Genomic DNA, 23,515 nt, shown 5'->3' on the forward strand with positions numbered 1-23,515 from the left:
AACGACTACCGGTCGCCGGTCGTGAAGGAAAGGTTGGCGGCGTGAACCTTAATCAGTGTCCAAGATTACTTGACCAGTTCAAGCCCCCTCCCACAGTTGAATCTCTGTGCTTCAGGTGTATCGCGAGTTCGGATTACTCCTTGTCGTTGCCGTAGTTCATGATCGACAACAACCGAATCGGCACCCGCACCAACTGCTCCGGCCCGTGCGGAATCTCGCCCTCAAACGTCAAGCTGTCCCCGGCCTCCATCCGATACAGCTGGTTGCCATGCCGATAAATCAACTCCCCCTCCAGCAAATGCAAAAACTCCGTCCCTGGATGGGCAAAGGTCGGAAACTCCTCACTGGCGTCATCCATGCTGACCATGTACGCCTCGAAGCTCTTCTTCGGTCCGCGCGTGTGGTTGAGCAGGTGATAGGTATGCCCTTTCTCGGTCCCCCGGCGCACCACTTCCATGCCCTGGTCAGCCTTGACCAGCAAGGCGCTGCCATCCTGCTGGTCGTATTCGCTGAATAACTTCGATAACGGCAGCCCGAGCACATCGCACAGGCGGCTCAAGGTATCGAGGCTGGTGGAGACCTGGGCGTTCTCGATCTTGCTCAACATGCCCTGGCTGATATCGGCAATCTTCGCCACGTCGGACAGCTTCAGGTCCTGGGCCTGGCGCTGGCGTTTGATCTGCAGCCCCAGGTATTGCTCGAGCTTGAGGCGCGGGGCGGTTTCGGTGGACATGATCATCGGCTCCTGCACGGTTTCCGTTCAGTAATATTATTTTCGCACTGGGAAAGTGCAAGGTCTGGCGCTTGAAGGCCACCCCGCTGTACGTATTCCTGCGGGGAAAAGAATTTTCCCATATATACAGCACAAAAGCGCAGCTCCACCCACTTCGATGTGTCGACCACGTATCTGGCAAGGGTATTGCATTCCTGTAGGGAAACTAACTTTCTTTTTAGGAATAAAAAGAAAGCCTAGGCCCACCCACACGGTTTTGCCTTTCGCGAGGAGTGACACGCAATGTTGCCAGCAGAAACCCAGCGCCTCATCGACAAGCACGGGATCAAGTACGTGCTTGCGCAGTTTGTGGATATACACGGTGCGGCCAAGACCAAGTCGGTGCCCATCTGCGGGCTCAAGACCGTGGCCGAAGAGGGCGCGGGGTTTGCCGGGTTTGCCATCAGTGGCATGGGTATGGAGCCCCACGGCCCGGACTTCATGGCGCGTGGCGATCTGTCGACCTTGACCCCGGTACCCTGGCAGCCAGGTTATGGGCGCGTGGTGTGCGTCGGGCATGTCGACGGCAAGCCTCATCCCTACGACAGCCGCTACGTGTTGCAGCAACAAGTGCAGCGCCTGCAGGACAAGGGCTGGACGCTTAACACCGGCCTGGAGCCCGAGTTCAACCTGATGCGCCGCGACGAGCAGGGCAAGTTGCAATTGGTAGACCCCAGCGACAACCTCGACAAGCCTTGCTACGACTACAAGGGCCTGTCGCGTTCGCGTGTGTTTCTCGAGCGCCTGACCGAAGCCTTGCAGGCGGTGGATTTCGAGGTCTATCAAATCGACCATGAAGACGCCAACGGCCAGTTCGAGATCAATTACACCTACAGCGACGCCTTGACCTCCGCCGACCGTTTCACCTTCTTCCGCATGGCCGCCGGCGAGATCGCCAATGACCTGGGCATGATCTGCTCCTTCATGCCCAAGCCCGACCCGAAACGCGCCGGTAATGGCATGCACTTTCACCTGTCGATCAGCAGCGCCGAGAACAAAAACCTGTTCCATGACGCCAGCGACCCGAGCGGCATGGGCCTGTCGAAACTCGCCTATCACTTCGCCGCCGGCTTGCTCGCCCATGGCCCGGCGCTGTGTGCGTTCGCCGCGCCCACGGTCAACTCCTACAAGCGCCTGGTGGTCGGCAACTCGTTGTCCGGCGCCACCTGGGCCCCGGCCTTTATTGCGTTTGGCGCCAACAACCGCTCGGCCATGGTGCGCGTGCCGTATGGCCGCCTGGAGTTCCGCCTGCCGGATGCCGGCTGCAATCCCTATCTGGTCAGCGCTGCGATCATCGCCGCGGGCCTGGACGGTATTGATCGCCAGTTGGAAATCGACCACGTCTGCAACGAAAACCTCTACAGCCTGAGCCTCGAGCAGATCGCCGAGCGCGGCATCAAGACCCTGCCGCAATCCCTCAAGGAAGCCTGCGACGCGCTGGAAGCCGACGCGCTGTTCGCCGAAATGCTCGGCCCGCAGATCGTGGGCGAGTTCATCAAGCTCAAGCGCATGGAGTGGGTGGAGTACAGCCGCCATGTGAGCGACTGGGAAATCCAGCGCTATACCGAATTTTTCTGACACCGTGTGACGGAGACTTGTTATGTGTGGAATCGTAGGCCTGTACCTGAAGAATCCGCAGCTGGAACCCCAGCTCGGCAAGCTGTTTGAACCCATGCTGCAAGCCATGACCGACCGTGGCCCGGACAGCGCCGGTTTCGCCATCTACGGCGATGAAGTCGCCGATGGCTGGGTCAAGCTGACCCTGCAAGCCACCACCGAAGCCTTCGATTGGAAAGGCTTGATGGGCGAGCTGGAAGGGCGCCTCGGCTGTTCCCTGGACTGGTTCCAGAACGCCAGCGCCGCCGTATTGAAGATCCACGCCGACGAAGCTCCGGTGCGCCTGGCCCTGGCCGAACTGGCGCCGAGCGTGCGTATCATGAGCGCCGGGCAGAGCATCGAGATCCTCAAGGGCATGGGCCTGCCCCAGGAGATTTCCCAGCGCTTCGGCCTGGCAAACATGCAGGGCAGCCACATCATCGGCCACACCCGCATGGCCACGGAAAGCGCGGTGACCATGGAGGGCAGCCACCCGTTTTCCACCGGCGCCGACCTGTGCCTGGTGCACAACGGCTCGCTGTCCAACCACTTCCGCCTGCGCCAGGAACTCAAGCGCGAAGGTATCCACTTCGAAACCGACAACGACACCGAAGTCGCCGCCGGCTACCTGACCTGGCGCCTGCAACAGGGCGACTCGCTCAAAGAGGCGCTGGACCATTCCCTGGAAGACCTCGACGGTTTCTTCACCTTCGCCATCGGCACGCGCAACGGTTTTGCGGTGATCCGCGACCCGATTGCGTGCAAGCCGGCGATCCTCGCCGAGACCGACGACTACGTCGCCATGGCCTCCGAGTACCAGGCGCTGTCGAGCCTGCCGGGCATCGAGAACGCGCGGATCTGGGAGCCGGCACCGGCCACGTTGTACATCTGGGAACGCCAGTCAGCTTAAGGAGCGCACACATGAAAACCATCGATCTTTCCACCGCCACCGTGCGTGACCTCAACCAGGCGCTGCACGCCCAGGCCATCGACAACGAGTGGCGCGTGACCCATTCCAACGGCAAGCACAACCTCGCGGTAGGGGTGAACCAGGCCGTGTCCATCGATATCGAGGGCCACGCCGGTTATTACTGCGCAGGCATGAACCAGCAGGCGTCGATCACCGTGCACGGCAATGTCGGCGTGGGCTGCGCCGAGAACATGATGTCCGGCTCGGTGCGCGTCAAAGGCAGCGCGTCCCAGGCGGCCGGGGCCACGGCCCATGGCGGTTTGCTTGTGATCGAGGGCGACGCGGGCGCGCGTTGCGGGATTTCCATGAAGGGCATCGACATCGTCGTCGGCGGCAGCATTGGCCATATGAGCTGCTTCATGGGCCAGGCCGGGCGCCTGGTGGTGTGCGGCGACGCCGGCGATGCGCTGGGCGATTCGCTCTATGAAACCCACATCTACGTGAAAGGCACGGTGGAGTCCCTGGGCTCGGACTGCGTCGAAAAAGAGATGCGCAGCGAGCACCTGCAAGAGTTGCAGGAGCTGCTCGACCGCGCCGGTTTCGCCCACCAGGCGGCGGATTTCAAGCGCTACGGCTCGGCCCGTCAACTCTACAACTTCAAAGTCGATAACGCCTCCGCGTACTGATCAGGAGCTCCACCATGACTGAACAAACCCCTCCGGTCCTGCGCGAGTCGGCCACCTTCGACCGCCTGACCATCCAGGAAATCCAGCGTGCCGCCGAAACCGGCATCTACGACATTCGCGGTGGCGGCACCAAGCGCAAGCTGCCGCACTTCGATGACTTGCTGCTGCTCGGCGCCAGCGTGTCGCGCTACCCGCTGGAAGGCTATCGCGAGAAGTGCGGCACCGATGTGATCCTCGGCAACCGCTTCGCCAAGAAGCCGATCCACCTGAAGATCCCGGTGACCATCGCCGGCATGAGTTTCGGTGCGTTGTCGGCCAACGCCAAGGAGGCCCTGGGCCGTGGCGCGACCATCGCCGGCACCAGCACCACCACCGGTGACGGCGGCATGACCCCGGAAGAGCGCGGCCAGTCCCAGCACCTGGTGTATCAGTACCTGCCATCACGCTACGGCATGAACCCGGATGACTTGCGCAAGGCCGATGCCATCGAGATCGTCCTCGGCCAGGGCGCCAAGCCCGGGGGTGGCGGCATGTTGCTCGGCATGAAAGTCACCGAGCGTGTGGCCGGCATGCGCACCTTGCCGATCGGCGTGGACCAGCGCAGCGCCTGTCGCCACCCGGACTGGACCGGCCCGGATGACCTGGCGATCAAGATTGCCGAGCTGCGCGAAATCACCGATTGGGAAAAACCGATCTACGTGAAAATCGGCGCGAGCCGGCCGTATTACGACGTGAAGCTGGCGGTCAAGGCCGGTGCCGATGTGATCGTGCTCGACGGCATGCAAGGCGGGACTGCCGCGACCCAGGAAGTGTTTATCGAGCATGTGGGCATCCCGATTTTGTCGGCCATCCCGCAAGCGGTACAGGCTTTGCAAGAGATGGGCATGCACCGCAAGGTCCAGTTGATCGTGTCGGGCGGGATTCGCAACGGTGCCGATGTGGCCAAGGCCATGGCGATGGGCGCGGATGCGGTCGCCATCGGCACGGCGGCGCTCATTGCCCTGGGCGATAACCACCCACGGCTGGACGCGGAACTGAAAAAGATCGGCTCGGCCGCCGGCTTCTACGACGACTGGCAGAACGGCCGCGACCCGGCCGGCATCACCACGCAAGACCCGGAGCTGTCCAAGCGCCTCGACCCGGTGGAAGGCGGGCGGCGGTTGGCCAACTACCTGCGGGTGATGGTGCTGGAGGCGCAGACCATGGCCCGTGCGTGCGGCAAATCGCACCTGCACAACCTCGACCCCGAGGACCTGGTGGCGCTGACAGTGGAATCGGCCGCCATGGCGCGGGTGCCGCTGGCGGGGACCAGTTGGGTGCCGGGTTCGGGTAGCGGTTACTGAGGCGGGAGAAGAACCTGTGGCGAGGGAGCTTGCTCCCGTTCGACAGCGCAGCTGGAGCCGGCTTTTTAGGGCTGCTTCGCACCCCAGCGGGAGCAAGCTCCCTCGCCACAATAGATAGGCAAATCAAGGAGCCCGCCTAGAGGCTCTCCAAACAACAACTGCTCGCTGCCCGACACTTCCCATTTCTTTTGCAGGAGCTTTGAACATGGTCAATCGTCTTCTCGGCAAATCCCTCTCCGGTTTATTGGTGGCCAGTGCCTTTGCACCCTTGGCCCAGGCCGCCGACGCCCCCACCTTGAACACCGGCAGCACCGCCTGGATGGTCACCGCCGCCGTGCTGGTGCTGTTCATGTGCTTGCCGGGGCTTGCGTTGTTCTACGGCGGCCTGGTCCGTGCGAAAAACATGCTCTCGTTGTTCACCCAGTGCTTCGGCATTGCCGGGTTGGTGGGCGTGCTGTGGGTGATCTACGGCTACAGCATGGTGGTCGACACCACCGGCATGGTCGAAGGGCAGGTGACCTTCAACAGTTTTGTCGGCGGCCTGAGCCGCGCCTTTTTGGCGGGCATGACCCCGGAAAGCCTGGTGGGGGATATTCCGGAAGGGGTGTTCGTGACCTTCCAGATGACCTTCGCCATCATCACCCCGGCGCTGATCGCCGGCGCCTTTGCCGAACGCATGAAATTCTCGGCGGCGCTGCTGTTCATGGCCCTCTGGTTCACCCTGGTCTATGCCCCGGTGGCGCATATGGTCTGGGGCGGTTCGGGGGCCTTGATGCATAACTGGGGCGTGCTCGATTTTGCCGGCGGCACCGCCGTGCACATCAATGCCGGTGTGGCTGCGCTCGCTGCGTGCCTGATCCTCGGCAAGCGCAAGGGCTACCAGAACACGCCGATGCCGGCGCATAACCTCAGCCTGACCATGGCCGGCGCGGCGATGCTCTGGGTCGGCTGGTTCGGCTTCAATATCGGCTCCGGTGGCGGCCTCAGCGGCACCTCGGGCATCGTCATGCTCAACACTCAGTTGGGCGCCTGCGCCGGGATTCTGGGCTGGATGTTTACCGAGTGGTTCAAGGTCGGCAAGCCCAGTGCCCTCGGCCTGGCCAGCGGCGCGTTGGCCGGTCTGGTGGGGATCACCCCGGCGTGTGCCTACGTGGGCGTCGGCGGTGCGTTGGCCATCGGCTTGCTGTGCGGGGTGTTCTGTTATTTGAGCGTGACGGTGTTGAAGCGCCGCTTCGGCTACGACGACAGCCTCGACGTGTTCGGCCTGCACGGCATTGGTGGGATGATCGGCGCGGTGTTGACCGGTGTGTTCTGTGTACCGTCCATGGGTGGCCTGGTGGAAGGTGTGACCATGGGCGCTCAGGTAGTTGCCCAGCTCAAGGGTGTGCTGCTGACCACGGTGTACTGCTTTGTGATCAGTTGGATCATCCTCAAGGTGGTCAATGCCCTGGTCGGGTTGCGTGCCCATGAGTCGGTGGAGGAGATGGGGTTGGACCTGGCCGAGCATAATGAGCGGGCCTACAACCACTGATCATTCCCCCTGAGTAAACGCAGCTCAAAATGTGGGAGGGGCGGTGCGACGATTCGACTTGCTCCCGATGGCGGCCTTTGGGCCGACCATTTGTTGGAGTTGGAATGAGTACATATCCGTTGCTGCGGTAACGGCCACTTAGGGTTCCGCTCTTACAGCGGGTCACTTTTGGAAAAGAGCCCCAAAAGTAACCAAAAGGGCTCTTGCCCCACCACTCGGCACCTCGCCCAGGCTCGGTGTGCCCGTAATCCGACAGTGATTTGGGGGGCCGCCGCCACGCGCCATCCATGGCGCGGGGCGGCTAAACCGGCATCCCTGCCGGTTTACTCCCCAAATCACTATCGGATTCCGGCCAGCGTGGTTAACGGGGCGCCTGAGATCAAGATCAAGATCTAAAGCAAGATCAAGAGCGGCTCGCTTCGCATCGTGGTTACCGTTGTGGATACCTCGCCTACAGCGGTCTGTCAGTCAGCTTGGTTGTAGCTGAGCTACGGCCATTGGGGGCAAGTCCCCTTCCGCATTTGCCTTGCTGCGTTGCAGCTGGCTCGCCACCAGGGTGTTCTTCAGCAGGTAGGCAATCGTCATCGGCCCCACACCGCCGGGCACTGGCGTGATTGCGCTGGCAACGGTGCGTGCGCTGGCGTAATCCACATCCCCCACCAACCGCGTGCCGGTCTCGGTGGTGATGCGGTTGATCCCCACATCAATCACCACTGCGCCGGGCTTGAGCCAACTGGCATCGATCAACTGCGGCCGGCCTACGGCGGCGACGACGATGTCGGCCAAACGGCACAGCGCCGGTGCATCGATGCTGCGCGAGTGCACCACGCTGACCGAGCAGTTGGCCTGCAGCAGCAGGGTTGCCATGGGTTTGCCGACAATGTTCGAACGCCCGATCACCACCGCGTGCAAGCCGCTCAAGTCGCCGCAAGTTTCGTGCAGCAGGCGCATGCAGCCGCTGGGTGTGCAGGGCGTGAGCACTTCGATGCCTTGCACCAGGCCGCCGACGTTTTCGCGGTGGAAGCCATCGACATCCTTGATCGGGTCGATCGCGTGGATCACCGCCGCTTCGTCGATATGCGCCGGCAGCGGCAACTGCACCAGGATGCCGTTGACCGTCGCATCGGCATTCAACTGGGCAAGCAGGTCGAGCACTTGCGTCTGGCTGGCATCCTCCGGCAGCCGGTATTCCAGGGAGCGAATCCCGACTTCCTTGGCCCGCAGCAGTTTATTGCGCACGTAGACGTGGCTGGCCGGGTCATCGCCCACCAGCAATACCGCCAGGGCCGGGTAGATTTGCTGCGAGGCAAGCAGCAGGACCTCTTCGCGAACCTCGTCGAGCACCTGGGCAGAGATGGCCTTGCCGTCGATATCGCGGGCAAGCGTGGGGAGAGAGCTGGTCAAAAGCGTCACCGTTGTCTGGGGAAATAAGGCGCTGAGGGATAGGAATCCCTCAGCCATAGGCAGGCCAGAAGGCTCAGGCTACCAGTTGATGGCAGGCATACACCACCAGCACACCGGCGACCAGCGTGGCATAGGGCAGCCAGCCGGCGCGGCGTTGGCCGTCATCGGCCTGGATATACAGGTCAGTGAGCATGGCGGCGGGGAAGCGGCCCTTGTCCTGAACATAGTGGCGGTAGCAGAACACCGGCAGGATCAGCAGCGCCAACAGCAAGCCGGTGACCAGCGTGCCTGCGCCCCAGATGTCCGCGCCCAGGCCCATGCAGGCCAGGTTGACGAAACTCAGCACGCCGCCGGCCGCCAGCAGCACGGTGGGGGCTTTGTACGGGCGCACCCAGTCGGGGCGGTCCAGGCGGTGGATCCAGCCGGCATTGAGGTTGAGGAAGTTGAAGATGATGTAGCTGACGTTGGACGCCGCAAGCACGAACACGTAGTCCGACATCAGCAACAGCAGCAGGTTGAACGACAGGTCGGTCCACATCGCCGCCGTCGGCGCGCCATGTTCGTTGGTGCGCCCCAGGTACTTGGGCAGCCAGCCATCCACCGAAGCCTGATACAGGGTGCGCGACGAACCGGACATCGAGGTCATGATCGCCAGCAACGTCGCCAGCACCAGCATGATCAATACGATATTGGCCACCACCTTGCCGCCGCCGATGCTGTCGGCCAGCACCTGGCCAACGCCCATGCCGCTGTAGATCGCCGGCGAGAGCAGGCCGCTGTACACCGCGGGCGTCACGGTTGCGCCACTGGCGTCGAGCACCGCCGGCGTCACCAGTTGGCCCAGTCCGAGGCTGCCTTGAAATGCCAGCGGCACCAGGGTAAACACCAGGATGCACAGCAGGCCGGCGTAGAAGATCGCCTTGAAGGTGTCGCGCTTGGGGTCCTTGAACTCACGGGTGTAGCACACCGCCGTTTCAAAGCCGTAGGTGGACCACGCCGCCATGAACAGCCCACCGGCCATCAGTGACCAGCCGGATATATCCCACGGTCCATCGATGACTTGCCCGGCCGCGTCATGGGCCAGGGGGTACAGCGGCAGGAAGTTGGCCTGGGTCGCATCCCCGGTGAACAACGGCACCACGCCCACCAGCAGCAGTGGAATCAACGAGGTGACGCCGAGCACCAGGGTCAGGCGCGCCGACCGCAGGATGCCGCCGTGCTGCACGGCAAACACCGTGAGCAAAATCAACAAACCAATGGCGAACGTCGCGTTGATGCGCAACGACAGACCGCTTTTCACCCAGCCCAGGTCCAGCAGGGTCAGTTGCCAGGTGTTGATCAGCGCATCGGCGGGAAACAGCGCCGTGAGGATATACCCCGCCGCCAGCCCCGAACCGATGGACAGAACCGGCGACCAGGCCAGCCAGTTGCACCACACCGACACCGGTGCGATCAGCTTGCTGTAGCGCACCCAGGCCACCGCGCCGTACACCGAGGCGCCGCCGGATTTGTGCGGGAACAGCCCGGCGATCTCGGCGTAGGTGAAGGCCTGGATAAACCCGAACAGGATCGACACGATCCACACGATCCACGCCGGTTTGCCCACCGTGGCGGCAATCGCACCGATGGAGAACAACACCAGCGCGGGCACACCACTGGCGACCCAGAATGCCCCGCGCCAATCGATCTTGCGGTGCAGGCTGCCCACCGAGCCGGCAGCCTGCGGTACAGCCTCGAACGTCGTCGCTTCCATCTTCGTATTCCCATGTCTGAATAGCGGTTAGGTTGGGGCAGTCAAAATGGGGTGGCACACCCGTTTCGGGACGATCAGCTACGCACCCGGCTTTTGTCCGGGTCGTAGAAAATCGCTGCGCTGACCGTGGCGCTGATGCGCTTCTGCAGGCCATCGACTTTGCCAATCTCAAGTTCAGTGCCGGGCTCGGCGCAGCTCACGTCGACCCGGCACAGCGCGATATTGCTGGCCAGCAGCGGTGAGCGGCAGGCACTGGTGATCACCCCGACCTGGGCCCGGCCCTGGTACACCGGGTCGCCATGGTGGGCGGTCTCGTTGCCGCTCAGGTGCAGGCCGACCAGCTTGTGGCTGGGATGGGCGCTGCGCCGCAGCAGGGCGTCGCGACCGATAAAGTCATCGGTCTTGCTCTTGAGCGGCACGCTGAAACCGATACCGGCCTCGAACGGATCGGTCTGGTCGCTGAACTCGTAGCCGGCGAAAATCAGCCCGGCTTCGATGCGCAGCAGGTCCAGGGCTTCCAGGCCCAGGGGCACCAGGCCCAAGGGTTGGCCGAGTTGCCAGATGCGGTCCCAGACCCGTTCGGCGTCTTCGGGCTGGCACCACACCTCAAAGCCCAGTTCGCCGGTGTAGCCGGTGCGCGAAATCATCAACGGGCAGCCGTCGAAACCGTCCAGCCGACCGACCAGGAAGCGAAACCAGCCGAGGGTTTCCACACTCGGTTGCGTGGGCGCAGTCCAGACCATCTGCTTGAGCAGCTCGCGGCTCAGCGGCCCCTGCACCGCCAGGTTGTGAATCTGTTCGCTGGCGGACTTGACCCACACCTTCATGCCCAGTTTCTGTGCCTGTTCGCGCAACCACACGCCGGCGTAGTCTTCGCCGCAGATCCAGCGGAAGTTGTCGGGGCCCAGGCGCAGCAGGGTGCCGTCGTCGAGCATGCCGCCGTGGGCATGGCACATCGCCGAATACACCACCTGGCCTACCGCGAGGCGCCGTACGTCACGGGTCAGGCAGTACTGCAACAGGGCTTCGGCGTCGGGGCCGATGATTTCGAATTTGCGCAGGGCGGTCAGGTCCATCACCGCCACCCGTTCGCGGCAACCGAGGTATTCCTCGGTGACGCCGTAACCGTCGTAGCGCAGCGGCAGCCACCAGTTGCGGTAGTCGGTGAAGCTGCCGGTGAGGGCGCGGGTACGTGAGTGAAACGCGGACTCACGGGTGAGGATCGGGTCGGCATCCGCCGTGGTTCGAGTGCTCATGGCGATGGAAAAACGCTCCTTCTCGCTGTAGATGCGGACATGGATGTCGGTCGGGTTCCAGCCATTGGCCGGGTCAATGTCATCCGGGCACGAGGTACTGCCACACAGCAGGTCGGTCATGGCCCGCAGCAGCACGTAATCGCCGGGCCGTGACCAGGGTTCATCCAGGGTCATCTGCTGGTGCGCGTCGATACCGGTGTTGAAGAAGAAATTGATCGCCGGCCAGCCGTTGCGCGCCTGCACGCCATGGGGGGCGAGGACGCGGCTGAGGTTGTCGCTGCAGTTGTCGTGCCCGAAATAGCCATGGGTTTCGTAGTAGCGCGCCGCGCAGGCCAGGGCGAATGAATCGTGGCGCCCGACGGTGTCTTGCACCACCTCCAGCATCGGTTGCATATGGCGGTCGAAAAACTTCGAGAACAGCCCCGGTGCCGGGTAGGCGCTGCCGTTCAGGGTGCGCGTGACGGTCTGGTCCAGGTCCAGCTCGACGCCGCGATCCAGGGCTCGCCGGTCGAGGGCGACGAAGTCCGAACACTGGCGGCCTGCGACGTCCAGCACCTGGATGTACTGCCCTTTGGCGACGGTGTAGCTGTGGGCCGTGCCCGCGCGCAGGGTGAATTCGTCGAGTACATCGCCCAACGGTTCGGGCAGGGCCGGTACCAGCAGCGGCGAGGGGTTGGCCCGCGTCACCAGCAGGCGCAGCTCGCTGGGCCGGTATTGCCGGTCGACGGCGGTGGCCTCGGCGGGGGCGGCGACGATTACCAGCAGCGCGTCCTCGGCGACAAACTGTCGGCTGTGGCCGGGCGGGCTGTCGGCGTCCCACAGCGAGGCAGCCAGCGGCAATGCCTGTGCGTCGATGCCGCGCCGCAGGAGTGCCTGGCCGATACGTCCAGGCACGCTGCACGCCGTTGACCCGCTCAGACCCCAGCTCGCCAGGGCGCTGCGGCCGCCGGCGTCGAGGGCCAGCAGTGCGCAGGTTTGCCGGCCTTCGACGTCGATCACGTGCAGGCCGTCGCCAGGCTGCAAGTCGACCAGGGTCACGCCGCCGACGGCCACGCGGTAGCGTTCCAGGTTCGGCGCGCGGGCAAACAGCCCGGGTTCACGGGGATGGGAAACACGCGGTGCATTCATCATCAGCCGACCGACTTGATGGGGGTTGTGGGCTCACCCAAGTACGCCGCCATCGAGTCATCCAGGGCCTGCAACCACGGCGTGTGGTGCGGCGGTGACTGAGTGCCGGTCATCAGCGAGCGATAGGACTTGTCGCGATAGCCCATGATGTTTTCCGCCTTGTCGTGCTTCCAGTGCAGAAAGGTTTCGTTGACGGCGGCGATGTCGAAATTCGGGTAGTCGGTGGCGTCCACCAGTTGCTGGATATAGGCGCCCTGGTACTCGAACATCTGCTGGTTGGTTTCCAGGGTCTGTTCCCGTGCGTGCCACGCTTGGCTGTCGGCGACCATGTCGGCGTGGCCGGGCAGTTGAATGCGCCCGAGGATCACATCGCGGGCATACCAGGCCTGGGCGTCGAACATGTTGAAGGAGTACCACTGGTCCTGCATGCCGAGGTAGATCAGGCGTGGGTTGGGTTCCCAGAACACGCCCTTGTAGAGGTTCATCGGCCACAGGCGGTTGTCGGTCTTGAGGCTCAGTTCATCGGGCAGGAACGGGAAGTGGTGCTTGTAGCCGGTGCACAGGATCACCGCGTCGATGTGCTTGCTGCTGCCATCGATAAAGTACGCGCGGTTGTTTTCCAGGCGCTGGAGCAGCGGTTTTTCTTCCCAGTTATCCGGCCAGGCATAGCCCATGGGCGCGCTGCGGTAGCAACTGGTGATGCTGCGCGCGCCGTATTTGTAGCATTGCGAGCCGATGTCCTCGGCCGAATAGCTGCTGCCGACGATCAGCAGGTCCTTGTCCTTGAACTCCAGCGCCTCGCGAAAATCGTGGGCATGCAGGATACGCCCGGCGAACTGTTCGAAGCCTTCGAAGTACGGCACCTTGGGCGTGGAAAAGTGGCCGCAGGCGTTGATCACGTAGTCGAATTCCTCGCAGGTCAAGGTGTCGCTGGTGTAGTCGTGGGCGTAGAGGGTGAAGCGCTGGCTCTGTTCGTCGAAGGTGACTTGCCGCACCACGTTGTTGAAGCGGATGTAGTCGCGCACGCCGGCCTTTTCCACGCGGCCCTTGATGTAGTCCCACAGCACTTCGCGCGGCGGGTAGGAGGCGATGGGCCGGCCGAAATGCTCTTCGAAGGTGTAGTCGGCGAACTCCAGGCATTCCTTGGGACCGTTGGACCACAGGTAGCGGTACATGCTGCCGTGCACCGGCTCGCCGTTCTCGTCGAGGCCGGTGCGCCAGGTGTAGTTCCACATGCCGCCCCAGTCCTGCTGTTTTTCGAAGCACACCAGCTCAGGGATGGCGGCGCCTTTGTCGCGGGCCGACTGGAACGCGCGAAGTTGCGCCAGGCCGCATGGGCCGGCACCGATGATTGCTACACGTAGGGTCATGAGCGTGCCTCCTGAAGGTTTCAGCGAAAGATCACTGTCTTGTCCTGGTTGATGAACACCCGGTGTTCCAGGTGGTATTTCAGGGCTTTGGAAAGGGCCACGGTTTCGGTGTCACGGCCGATGGCGACCAGCGAATCGGGCAGGTGGGTATGGTCGACGCGCTGGATTTCCTGCTCGATGATCGGGCCTTCATCCAGGTCGCTGGTGACGTAGTGGGCGGTGGCGCCGATCAGCTTGACGCCACGGTCATAGGCCTGGTGGTAGGGCTTGGCGCCCTTGAAACCGGGCAGGAACGAGTGGTGGATATTGATCGCCCGGCCCGACAGTTGCTGGCACAACCCGTCGGACAGGATCTGCATGTAGCGCGCGAGCACCACCAGATCGGTCTGGGTGTCTTCGACGATGCGCATCAGCTCGGCTTCCTGGCCGGCCTTGGTGTCCTTGGTGATCGGCAGGTAGATGAAGCGGATGCCTTCGCGTTCGGCCATCGCCCGCAGGTCCAGGTGATTGGAGACCACGGCAGTGATGTGCATGTCCATCTCGCCCTTGCGGTGGCGGTAGAGCAGGTCGGTGAGGCAGTGGTCGAACTTGCTGACCATCAGCAGCACGCGGGTCGGTTGGCGTGAGCTGAACAACTGCCAGTGCATGTCGAAGCCACCGGCAAGGTCGCCGAGGCCTTTGCGCAGGGCGTCGATGTCGCCGCTCACGCCGGTGTTGAAACGGAACACCGCGCGCATGAAAAACTGCCCGGTGAACTCATCGTCGAACTGTGCCAGCTCGCTGATGTAGCACTGCTGTTGGGCCAGGCACACGCTGATCGCGGCGACAATCCCGGACGCCGCCGGGCAGGTGATCTTGAGGATGTAATGTTCGCTGGAGGCGTCCATCGAAGGCTCCTGAATTGCGTGAAGGAAGGTTCAGCCCTTGGCCGTGCGCTTGGTTTTTTGCGGGTCGTCGAAGGGCAGGGCGTGGGTGCTGGCGCTGGCCTCAAGGCTGCCGCGAACCTGCAAGGCAATACCGGGTTCGGAACAGGCGACGCTCATGCGCGCGATGGCCATCGAGCGTTTGCTCAGGCGCGAATACATGCCGCAGGTGATCACGCCGACTTGCTGGTTGCCCTGCCACACGGTGTCGCCGGCTTCGGCGGCGCGGACGCCCTCAAGCAGCACACCGGTGATCTTGAAGCGCTCCTGGCCGCGCAGGCGCAGGTGTTCTTCGGCGCCACGGAAGGCGTTCTTGCCAGGTGAAACAGTGAAATCCAGGCCCATTTCCCAGAGGGTGTCGCCGGCCTTCTGGTCGGCGAAGGGGTACATCTGCGAGTTGTCGTAGGGGAAAAACATCAGCGAGCTTTCCACCCGCAACCAGTCCAGGGCGGTGAAGGCGCAGGGGATGATCCCCAGGCTCGCGCCTTGTTCGAGGATGCTGTCCCACAGGAACGGCGCATCGGCGGCCTTGCAGAAAATCTCATAGCCACGTTCGCCGGTGTAGCCGGTGCGCGAGATCATCACCGGGCGGTCGAACAGGCGGGTTTGCAGGTGGTGGAAGTACGCCAGCTGGCGGATGCCGGGCACGTGTTCGGCGAGGAAATCCACCGCCAGCGGGCCTTGCAGCGACAGGTCGTGCAGGTCGTCATCGAACAGCACCGCCACTTGCCGGCCCTGGGCCGAGCGCACGAGCATTTCATGCCCGGTGCCGGCGCCATGCACCACCATGAACGCGTTGGGGCCGGTGCGGTAGACGATGCAGTCATCGACGAACTTGCCGTCCTCATCGAGCATCGAGGCATACACCGATTTGCCGGGGTAGAGCTTGGCGATGTCGCGGGTGGTGGCCCACTGCAACAGGCTCTCGGCGTGGGGGCCCACGTAATGGACTTTTTTCAGGCCGGACACGTCCATCAGGCCGGCGCGGGTGCGGATCGCCTGGTGGTGGTCGGCGAGGTCACTGCTGTAGGTCCAGGCAGTGCCCATGCCGTTCCAGTCTTCGAGGTGGGAGCCGAGGGCGCGGTGCCGTTCGGCCAATGCAGAAATACGCCATGAGTGGGTCATGTGAGGTTCCTTGTCGTAGAAGAAGGGGCGTCAGGCCTGTGGGTCGAACTGGCTCAGCCACTCGACCAGCGTGTGGCGGTAGCGGGTCATGCCCTTGTAGTCGGCGATGGGGTCGGGCAGGTCGCGCAGCACGCGGTGCAGGCGACAGCCCCAGCCGGGTTGCGTGACCAGCTCGTCCAGGCTGATCAGGTAGGTGCGGATGCTGAACATCACCGCGTGGCTGCGCGGCAGGCGCGCCATCACTTGCAGCTCGACCCGCAGGTGCACCTGTTGCCCGACGTTCTGCGCGGTGATCTGGCCGCGATCGGCGCCCCATTCATGGAAGGTTTCCGGCGACGAATCCAGGCGCGGGTTGATGGTCAGGGTCCAGTTCAAGCGCCGCACCGGCTGGCCGACCTGCAGGTTGAGCAGGTACTTCAGCGCCCGTTCGAACACGCCCATCTGATGGGCCATGGGCACTGGTGCGTGCCATTGCTTGAAACTCATGCCGGCGTCGAACGCCAGCGACCAGTCGGCCGGGCTGGTGACCAGGCCGGCGTCCATGTACAGGTCGCCGTCGCGCTGGTCGAGCAGGGCGAAATCCCCTTGTACCTGACGGCCGATGTACTCCAGCGGCGCGCAGGGCAGGCTGGTGGCATCGCCGAAGATGAAGTGCTGGTCGATGTCCAGCAGGTGGTTGCGCCACTGCCAGCGCTCGCCGTTTTGCGTCAGGCTGAACGACTGCGGGTAATCGGCGGCCAGGTGTTCCATGATCATCTGCAGCGCATCCCAGGCCGCCACTTGCATGTGCGGCATCACCAGGTAGCGGCGCGGGTCCTTGTCCAGCACCAGGGCGCGCTCGGCCATTTCCGAGCGGTAGTGCTCGTCGATGTCGAAGGCGTGCTCATAGATCGAGCCGGGGTCGCGGGAGATGGCCGGTTCGATGTTCACCGAGTACAGGTAGCTGTCCTCGATAAAGGGAAAGGGAAAACGCCGGATCGCTGCCGGGCTGTTGCGAAAGCTGAAATCGTCGCGATAGCTCAGCACGGGGCTCGTTTGCAGGGGCATGGCACTCACTCCTATAGGTCCAGCGAAACGCAGGGGCCGCTGCCGCGCGAGACGCAGGGCATCAGAAAGTCGGCCTGCTCGGCCGGGCTGAGGAAGCTGTCGCGGTGTTCGATGGCGCCGCCTTGGTGGCGCGTGATGCACTGGCCGCAGACCCCGCCACGGCACAGGTTGGGCACCTGTAATCCTGCGTGTTCCAGGGCTTCGAGCAGGCTTTGCTCGGCCTCGACCCGCAGGCGTCGGCCACTGCGCAGCAGGTGCAGGTCGAATGGCTGGCCGGGTTGTGCGCCCTTGAAGGCTTCCGAATGCACACGCTTGAGCGGCCAGCCGAGGCGTGCGGCGTGTTGCTCAACCGCCTCGAGCAAGGGCTGCGGACCGCAGGTGTAGACGTGGCTGCCCAGCGGTCGATTGCCGAGGATCCGGTCTAGGTCCGGGCGCCGATCGTAGGTGTGCAGGCGCGGGCCGAGGCGCTCTTGTAACTCGTCGAGATAGGCGTCGCTGAGGCCCGGACGGAACAGGTAATGCAGTTCGAAGTCGGCCTGCTGTTGTTCCATCGCGGCGATATAGGCCATGAACGGCGTGATCCCGATCCCGGCGGCGATGAGGATATGCAGGCGCGCGGTGCCATGGGGGGCGAACAGATTGGCCGGTGGTGAAATCTGCAAGGTGTCGCCGACCTGCACCTGCCTGTGCAGGTACTGCGAGCCACCGCGCGAGGCGTCTTGCAGGCGCACGGCGATGCGGTAGTGCTGGGGGTGCGCCGGATCGCTGGTGAGTGAATAGGCGTTGCGCACCGTGCCTTCGGCCAGCGGCAGGTGCACCTGCACATGGCTGCCGGGCGAGAAGCCGGGCAGGCTGCCCGTGGCGGGTGTCAGGGTGAATTCGCGCACCACCGGCGTGAGCATGCGTGCTGCGCTGACCTGGACCTTGAGGGCCGCGCTCATGGCTGGAACCCCGCGTAGGGCTGGTCGGGGTTGATGCACACGCCGAGATACGCCCCCAGGCGCCGGGAAAAATGCGTGCGGACCTCCAGCCCGACGTGGCAGCCGATGCAGTTCAACAGCGGCTCCGGCCCGGCCGCCTGGGTCAGGCCGCAGTGTGCGCAATACACCTGGCGCAGGCCCGGCGTGGTGCAGGTCATGTCGATCTCGTCGTCTTCCAGGCCAGCGGCGCGGGCCTCGCCGTGCACACGCCAGATAAAGGCTTCGTCGCCCAGCAGGTAGAGCCGGCAGCCCACGGTGGCGCTGGCCAGCGCCTGTTGCAGGCGCCGCGCAAAGTCGGGGTGTTCGCCGTTCAACAGCACGGGCATGTGCAGTTCGCTGATGAACGCTGCGCTGGCGGCGGCTGATTGCATCACCACGATGGGGCGGCTGCGGGTAGGCGTCATGCGGGCTCTCCACGGTGTGTGTTTGTTTCCTGTTGGGAGAGATACTTTCCTATGGGGAAAATCTTCTCAATCTGGAAAAAGGGCTATGCCTTTGGAGATAAGCCTTGTGCGCCGGCCATTCGGGGCATGGAAGTTGCTGGGCCTTTCGACCATGCAGAGCAACCGGACGGGGAGTTATCAAAGAGTGCTGACACGACCAAAAGGCTGGCCGCTCTGGTTGGGGCCTATACGCCGCGAACAGGCGCGCAGCGTGCGCAGGTTGTTGGCCGAGTTACCCCTGCACGCTGACGGTGCCTTGTCGGGTTTCCTGGACCGTTTCGACGCACTGCTGCCGCCTGCCAGGCTTAACCTGATCCTCGGCGGCGAAGACCTGGGCCCGACGCGGCGAGGGTGGGTCGACGGCTGCCAGGAGGTCGCGCGTTGCCCCTGGCGCGACGCGAGCGTGACGGACGCCCCTCAAGCCTGCGGACCGTGCCGGCAACGGGGCGTGCACCGTCTGGTGTGCGCCTTGCCCGAGGGTGAAAAGGGCGCATTGCTGCTCGACACCCCCCGGCGCGCCGGTGCCAGTTGGCGCCAGTTACTGGAAGAGGCGGCGCAGGCGGTAGGCGTGACCGTACGCCTGCGCAGCCATAACCGTGAGCAGCAGCGCAAACAGGCGACCTCCCGCCACGGCGCCCTGGCCCGTGAGCTGCACGATTCGGTGGCGCAGCAGTTGGGCTACCTGTCGTTCCAGGCCCATGGCTTGCAGTCGCAGCTGGGCGAGCCGGCACTGCAGGACCTGTGCACCGGCCTGAGCCAACTGCAACGCCAGGTGCGCGAGCTGATCACCAGTGCGCGCCTGACCATGGACGGGCGCTCGCTGCGCCAGGCCCTGGCCGACTCGGTCGCGGAGTTCTCGCGGCGCTGCATCATTGTCTTCGAACTCGACAACCGCCTGGCCGACGACGCCCTGAGCCCGGAAACCGAATTGCAGATCCTGCAGATCATTCGCGAGGCCCTGGCCAATGCCGTGCGGCACTCCCACGCGCGCCACGTGCGCATCGAACTGCGCCAGACCCAGGATGGCGACGCCTCGGTGTCGGTGGAAGACGATGGCATCGGCTTGATCCCGGCCTGCGACGAGCACAACCATTTCGGCCTGGCGATTATCCGCGAGCGCGCCGCCAGCATCGGCGCACGGCTGAGCATAGAAGCGATCCGCCCGCACGGGGTGCGTGTGCACCTTGGCCTGCGTCGCCACCACGATCTGCCACAGGGGAGTTTCGATGGACTGCACGACCTTATTACTGATCGATGATCACCCGTTGTTTCGCAAGGGCCTGGCGCAGTTGTTCGATGCCAGCGGCGACTTCGAAGTGGTGGGGCAGGCGGCCAGCGGCCGCGAGGGCATCAACCTGGCCGTGAGCCTGACGCCGCAACAGGTGCTGCTGGATTTGCACATGCCGGGCCTTAGCGGATTACAGGTGCTGGATGAACTGCGCCAGTTGCGCCTGGATTGCCAGGTGGTGGTGCTCACCGCCTCCATGGACCGCGCCGAGTTGCTCACGGCCTTGCGCCTGGGCGCCAGCGGTTATGTGCTCAAGGAAACCGAGCCGGATGCGCTATTGGCGTATATGCGCAACTGTCACAAGGGCGCGATCGTGCTGGACTCGACCCTGATTGCCTTGCTCGCCGACCAGGCCGAGCCCACGCAAGCGTGTGAGGCAGCGGGCAGCGAAAACCTTACCGAGCGCGAAGGCCAGACCCTGGCGCTGATCGCCGCCGGCATGAGCAACAAACAGATCGGCCGGGAGCTGGGGATCAGCGACGGCACGGTGAAAATCTACGTGCGCAGCCTGTTGCAGAAGCTTGGCCTGCATTCGCGCCTGGAGCTGGCGGCCTGGGTGCACAGCGGCGCCTTGATGAAACACGAGGAGCGCTACTAGATGAGGGACAGCCCCGAAGCGTTTGTGCCGCCGCCAATGGACTTGATGGATTGCTTTCCCGCCGCCTTATTGCAACTGCGCGACAACGGTCAGATCGCCCATTTCAACCTGGCCTGGGCCGAGTTGATGGGCCCGCCCGGCGCGGAGCGCAACCTGATGGACTACGTGCATCAGGAAGACCGCCCGCTATGGCGCCAGGCCCTGAATGAACTGCGCCGCCGCCCCGACACCTCATTCAACCAGCGCCTGCGCTTTGTGCACCCCAACGGCGAATTGCGCTGGTTCGAGATCAGCCTCAAGCGCGGCCCCCAAGGTTTCTACCTGGTGGCTGGCGATGTCACCACGCACAAGCGCCGCGAAATCGCCTGGCAGGCCAGCCAGCGCAGCAGCATGAGCTTGCTCGACAGCATGCCGGGCCTGATCTATCGCGGCCGCAACAACCGCGACTGGACCATGGAATTCGTCAGTGCCGGCTGCCTGGAGCTGACCGGCTACCCCGCCGAGCGCCTGGTGGACAACCATGAGTTCACCTACAACAGCCTGATCCTGGCGCAGGATGCCGACTATGTGTGGCGCGAGGTGCAATATGCGTTGTCACGGCAGGAGCCGTTCGAGCTCAATTACCGGATTCGCTGCGCCGACCGGTCGATCAAGCACGTGTGGGAGAAGGGCGTGGGGATCTATGCCGATACCCGTGAGGTGTTGGGGATCGAGGGGGCGATTTTCGAGCGCCAGCTTTAACGGGTAAATGCAGCTCAAATGTGGGAGGGGCGGTGCGACGATTCGACTTGCCCCCGATGGCGGCCTGACAGCCGACCAGGATGTCAGGCCGAGTACATATCCGTTGCTGCGGTAACGGCCACTTAGGGTTCCGCTCTTACAGCGGGTCACTTTTGGAAAAGAGCCCCAAAAGTAACCAAAAGGGCTCTTGCCCCACCACTCGGCACCTCGCCTAGGCTCGGTGTGCCCGTAATCCGACAGTGATTTGGGGGGCCGCCGCCACGCGCCATCCATGGCGCGGGGCGGCTAAACCGGCATCCCTGCCGGTTTACCCCCCCAATCACTATCGGATTCCGGCCAGCGTGGTTAACGGGGCGCCTGAGATCAAGATCAAGATCCAAAGCAAGATCAAGGGCGGCTCTCTTCGCATCGTGGTTGCCGTTGGCGACTAGAACGTTGTGTAGATAGCCATGCTCTTCTCAAACTTAAAATAACTTACTGATTTTAAAAGTTAAAATTTCACCCTAAAGTCTTGAATTTTGCATAAGCAATTTCAGTCGACAGCATTCTTGTGGCGAGCGGGCTTGTCCCGCGTTGGGCTGCGCAGCAGCCCTACTTCGAAGCGGTAGTGGGGCCTCCCTCCCACATGGGTGACTCAATGCGCGCCTGCGGCCTTGTTCAGATCACTCTCGGCCCACTCCGTATACACACACGCATCCGCCGTCGCCCAGCGCACACGCACCGGGTCGCCGGCCTTGAGGGGCATGCCCGCAGCGGACAGCGCCTTGACCGTCATCGATGTGCCGCCGAGGGTTTTCACTGTGCAGGTCTGGCTTTCGCCGAGGAACAGCACCTCACCCACAATCGCCGACACTTCATTCCAGCCCGCCGCCAACGGTTGTTCAGCAGCCTGTTCGACACTCAGCGCCAGGGCTTTTTCCGGGCGCACCATCAGCAGCACATCCTGCTCGGTGCGCAACCCGCTGGTCAGGCGGATCGACAGGGATTGGCCTTCGAACGCTGCCGCCGCGTTGCCCTGGGCCTTGAGCTTGAGGAAGTTGGAGTTGCCGAGGAACGACGCCACGAACGCGTTCGGCGGGTTCTGGTAGAGGTCGAAGCCGCTGCCCAGGCCGACGATCTTGCCGTGGCTGAAAATCGCGATGCGCTGGGACAGGCGCATGGCTTCTTCCTGGTCGTGGGTTACGTAGACGATGGTGATGCCCAAGCGCCGGTGCAGTTGGCGCAGTTCGTCCTGCAGGTCTTCGCGCAGCTTCTTGTCGAGGGCGCCGAGGGGTTCGTCCATCAGCAGGATGCGTGGCTCGTACACCAGCGCGCGGGCGATGGCGACCCGTTGCTGTTGGCCGCCGGACAGTTGCGAAGGGCGGCGATGGGCGAACTGTTCCAGTTGCACCAGCTTGAGCATGGCGTCCACGCGCTTTTCGCGTTCGGCGCTGGCCAGTTTGCGAATCGCCAGGGGGAAGGCGATGTTGTCGCGCACCGACAAATGCGGGAACAGTGAGTAACGCTGGAACACCATGCCGATGTCGCGCTTGTGCGGCGGTACATTGACCAGTGATTGGCCGCTGACCAGGATCTCGCCGCTGCTTGGCGTTTCGAAGCCGGCAAGCATCGACAGTGTGGTGCTTTTGCCCGAGCCGCTGGAGCCGAGGAAGGTGAGGAATTCGCCGTCCTGGATGTCCAGCGAGATGTTGTCCACGGCAGCGAATTCGCCGTAGTGCTTATTCAGGTTGCGCAGGCTGACCAGGGGTTGGCCATGGCTCTGCGCGACATCGTTGATCACTGCACTCATGTTCTTCTCCTCGGCGCTCAAGCGCGGGTTTCGGTACGCCGGCGAACGGCGGCGGCAATCACCATGACCAGCACCGAGAGGCCGATCAGCAGCGTCGACGCGACGGCGATCACAGGCGTCAGGTCCTGGCGCAGGGTGGTCCACATTTTTACGGGAAGGGTTTGCAGGGTCGGGCTGGCCATCATCACGCTGAGCACCACTTCGTCCCACGAGACCAGGAAGGCGAACAACGCACCGGCAACCATCCCAGGACGAATCGCCGGAAAGGTCACCTTGAACACCGCCTGCAACCGCGAGGCGCCGCAGATCACCGCCGCGTCCTCGATCGACTGGTCGAACAGCTTCAGCGAGTTGATGATCGAGATGATGGTGAACGGCAGCGCCACGATCACATGGCTGACCACAAAAGCGAACATCGTGCCGGTGTAGCCCAGCTTGAGGAACAGCGCGTACACCGCCACGGCGATGATCACCAGAGGCACGATCATCGGCAGGGTGAACAGGCCGTAGAGCAATTCGCGGCCGGGGAAGCGCCCGCGCACCAGGGCAAAGGCGGTGGGCAGGCCCAGGGCGACGGCGAACACGGTGGTCAGCACGGCCACCTTGAGGCTGGCCATGGCTGCGTTCATCCAGTCAGCGTTGGAGAAGAACTGGCCGTACCATTTTAGCGTCCAGCCCGGCGGCGGGAACACCAGCCATTGCGACGAGCCGAACGACAGCAGCACGATAAACACGATCGGCAGCAGCAGGAACAGGCCAATCAACCCGGTGGTGGTGTAGAGGCCCAAGCGCATCCTGCGGCTCATGGCATTGGGGGTCAGGAGCATGACGG

20 protein-coding genes are annotated in these 23,515 nt (G+C 63.5%); 8 read left to right on the plus strand and 12 right to left on the minus strand.

The genetic code is table 11. The annotated features are described in order from the left end of the window. Positions 1-133: 133 nt before the first annotated feature. Positions 134-733: a helix-turn-helix domain-containing protein gene (locus tag FBY10_RS30245; protein WP_131698783.1), complete on the minus strand. Its 600-nt coding sequence runs from the start codon at positions 731-733 to the stop codon at positions 134-136. Between the two features lie 282 nt (positions 734-1,015). Between FBY10_RS30245 and glnT the strand changes: the two genes are divergently transcribed. The 5 genes from glnT to FBY10_RS30270 all read left to right on the plus strand — a co-directional run bounded on the left by glnT (position 1,016) and on the right by FBY10_RS30270 (position 6,838). Next, positions 1,016-2,350 carry a type III glutamate--ammonia ligase gene (glnT, locus tag FBY10_RS30250; RefSeq protein WP_145338782.1) on the plus strand — a complete coding sequence of 445 codons (1,335 nt, stop codon included), beginning with the start codon at positions 1,016-1,018 and terminating at the stop codon, positions 2,348-2,350. A 22-nt stretch (positions 2,351-2,372) separates the two neighbouring features. Further along, complete coding sequence (locus FBY10_RS30255) at positions 2,373-3,278, plus strand: glutamine amidotransferase family protein (RefSeq protein WP_131698781.1); 906 nt, start codon at positions 2,373-2,375, stop codon at positions 3,276-3,278. A gap of 11 nt (positions 3,279-3,289) precedes the next feature. After that, positions 3,290-3,964 (plus strand): protein glxC, encoded by a 675-nt coding sequence (locus tag FBY10_RS30260; protein ID WP_027603580.1) that lies wholly within the window; start codon positions 3,290-3,292, stop codon positions 3,962-3,964. Between the two features lie 14 nt (positions 3,965-3,978). Continuing rightward, the gene (locus FBY10_RS30265; RefSeq protein WP_078732729.1) at positions 3,979-5,307 is read left to right on the plus strand and encodes an FMN-binding glutamate synthase family protein; all 1,329 of its coding nucleotides are present in this window, start codon (positions 3,979-3,981) and stop codon (positions 5,305-5,307) included. A 205-nt stretch (positions 5,308-5,512) separates the two neighbouring features. Then, positions 5,513-6,838 (plus strand): ammonium transporter, encoded by a 1,326-nt coding sequence (locus FBY10_RS30270; RefSeq protein WP_131698780.1) that lies wholly within the window; start codon positions 5,513-5,515, stop codon positions 6,836-6,838. A 468-nt stretch (positions 6,839-7,306) separates the two neighbouring features. Here FBY10_RS30270 and folD read toward each other — a convergent pair whose 3' ends face one another. The 9 genes from folD to FBY10_RS30315 all read right to left on the minus strand — a co-directional run bounded on the left by folD (position 7,307) and on the right by FBY10_RS30315 (position 18,228). Next, positions 7,307-8,242, minus strand: a complete 936-nt coding sequence (folD, locus tag FBY10_RS30275) for a bifunctional methylenetetrahydrofolate dehydrogenase/methenyltetrahydrofolate cyclohydrolase FolD (protein WP_256663617.1) — start codon at positions 8,240-8,242, stop codon at positions 7,307-7,309. Positions 8,243-8,315: 73 nt separating this feature from the next. Continuing rightward, positions 8,316-9,995, minus strand: a complete 1,680-nt coding sequence (locus FBY10_RS30280) for an APC family permease (RefSeq protein ID WP_145338780.1) — start codon at positions 9,993-9,995, stop codon at positions 8,316-8,318. Between the two features lie 74 nt (positions 9,996-10,069). Next, positions 10,070-12,379 (minus strand): DUF1989 domain-containing protein, encoded by a 2,310-nt coding sequence (locus tag FBY10_RS30285; RefSeq protein ID WP_131698777.1) that lies wholly within the window; start codon positions 12,377-12,379, stop codon positions 10,070-10,072. A 2-nt stretch (positions 12,380-12,381) separates the two neighbouring features. Next, positions 12,382-13,749, minus strand: a complete 1,368-nt coding sequence (locus FBY10_RS30290; protein WP_145338779.1) for an NAD(P)-binding domain-containing protein — start codon at positions 13,747-13,749, stop codon at positions 12,382-12,384. A gap of 20 nt (positions 13,750-13,769) precedes the next feature. After that, positions 13,770-14,636 carry a formyltetrahydrofolate deformylase gene (gene purU / locus FBY10_RS30295; protein WP_131698775.1) on the minus strand — a complete coding sequence of 289 codons (867 nt, stop codon included), beginning with the start codon at positions 14,634-14,636 and terminating at the stop codon, positions 13,770-13,772. A 30-nt stretch (positions 14,637-14,666) separates the two neighbouring features. Beyond that, on the minus strand, positions 14,667-15,797 hold the full coding sequence (locus tag FBY10_RS30300; RefSeq protein WP_092488268.1) for an aminomethyltransferase family protein: 1,131 nt from the start codon (positions 15,795-15,797) through the stop codon (positions 14,667-14,669). 30 nt (positions 15,798-15,827) lie between these two features. Continuing rightward, complete coding sequence (locus FBY10_RS30305; protein ID WP_145338778.1) at positions 15,828-16,844, minus strand: DUF3445 domain-containing protein; 1,017 nt, start codon at positions 16,842-16,844, stop codon at positions 15,828-15,830. Positions 16,845-16,855: 11 nt separating this feature from the next. After that, complete coding sequence (locus tag FBY10_RS30310; RefSeq protein ID WP_145338777.1) at positions 16,856-17,785, minus strand: PDR/VanB family oxidoreductase; 930 nt, start codon at positions 17,783-17,785, stop codon at positions 16,856-16,858. Continuing rightward, positions 17,782-18,228, minus strand: coding sequence for a dimethylamine monooxygenase subunit DmmA family protein (locus FBY10_RS30315; RefSeq protein ID WP_145338776.1), 447 nt, complete (start codon positions 18,226-18,228; stop codon positions 17,782-17,784). Before FBY10_RS30315 ends, FBY10_RS30310 begins: the two co-directional genes overlap by 4 nt. 250 nt (positions 18,229-18,478) lie before the next feature. On the opposite strand from FBY10_RS30315, the gene FBY10_RS30320 reads away from it, so the two are divergent. The 3 genes from FBY10_RS30320 to FBY10_RS30330 are packed head-to-tail and all read left to right on the plus strand — an operon-like array spanning position 18,479 to position 20,894. Further along, positions 18,479-19,525 (plus strand): ATP-binding protein, encoded by a 1,047-nt coding sequence (locus tag FBY10_RS30320; protein ID WP_131698894.1) that lies wholly within the window; start codon positions 18,479-18,481, stop codon positions 19,523-19,525. Further along, entirely contained in the window at positions 19,494-20,153 is a 660-nt protein-coding gene (locus FBY10_RS30325) for a response regulator (RefSeq protein WP_145338775.1), read from the plus strand. Before FBY10_RS30320 ends, FBY10_RS30325 begins: the two co-directional genes overlap by 32 nt. Continuing rightward, positions 20,154-20,894 (plus strand): PAS domain-containing protein, encoded by a 741-nt coding sequence (locus FBY10_RS30330; RefSeq protein WP_145338774.1) that lies wholly within the window; start codon positions 20,154-20,156, stop codon positions 20,892-20,894. Between the two features lie 634 nt (positions 20,895-21,528). Here the strand turns inward: FBY10_RS30330 and FBY10_RS30335 are convergent. Together FBY10_RS30335 and FBY10_RS30340 are read right to left on the minus strand one after the other, a co-directional pair. Then, a complete protein-coding gene (locus FBY10_RS30335) occupies positions 21,529-22,683 on the minus strand; it encodes an ABC transporter ATP-binding protein (protein ID WP_131698769.1) in 1,155 nt (384 codons plus the stop codon). 17 nt (positions 22,684-22,700) lie between these two features. Next, positions 22,701-23,510: an ABC transporter permease gene (locus FBY10_RS30340; protein WP_010567348.1), complete on the minus strand. Its 810-nt coding sequence runs from the start codon at positions 23,508-23,510 to the stop codon at positions 22,701-22,703. Positions 23,511-23,515 lie beyond the last annotated feature (5 nt).

This window comes from Pseudomonas sp. SJZ103 (genome assembly GCF_007828335.1).
GTDB lineage: Bacteria > Pseudomonadota > Gammaproteobacteria > Pseudomonadales > Pseudomonadaceae > Aquipseudomonas.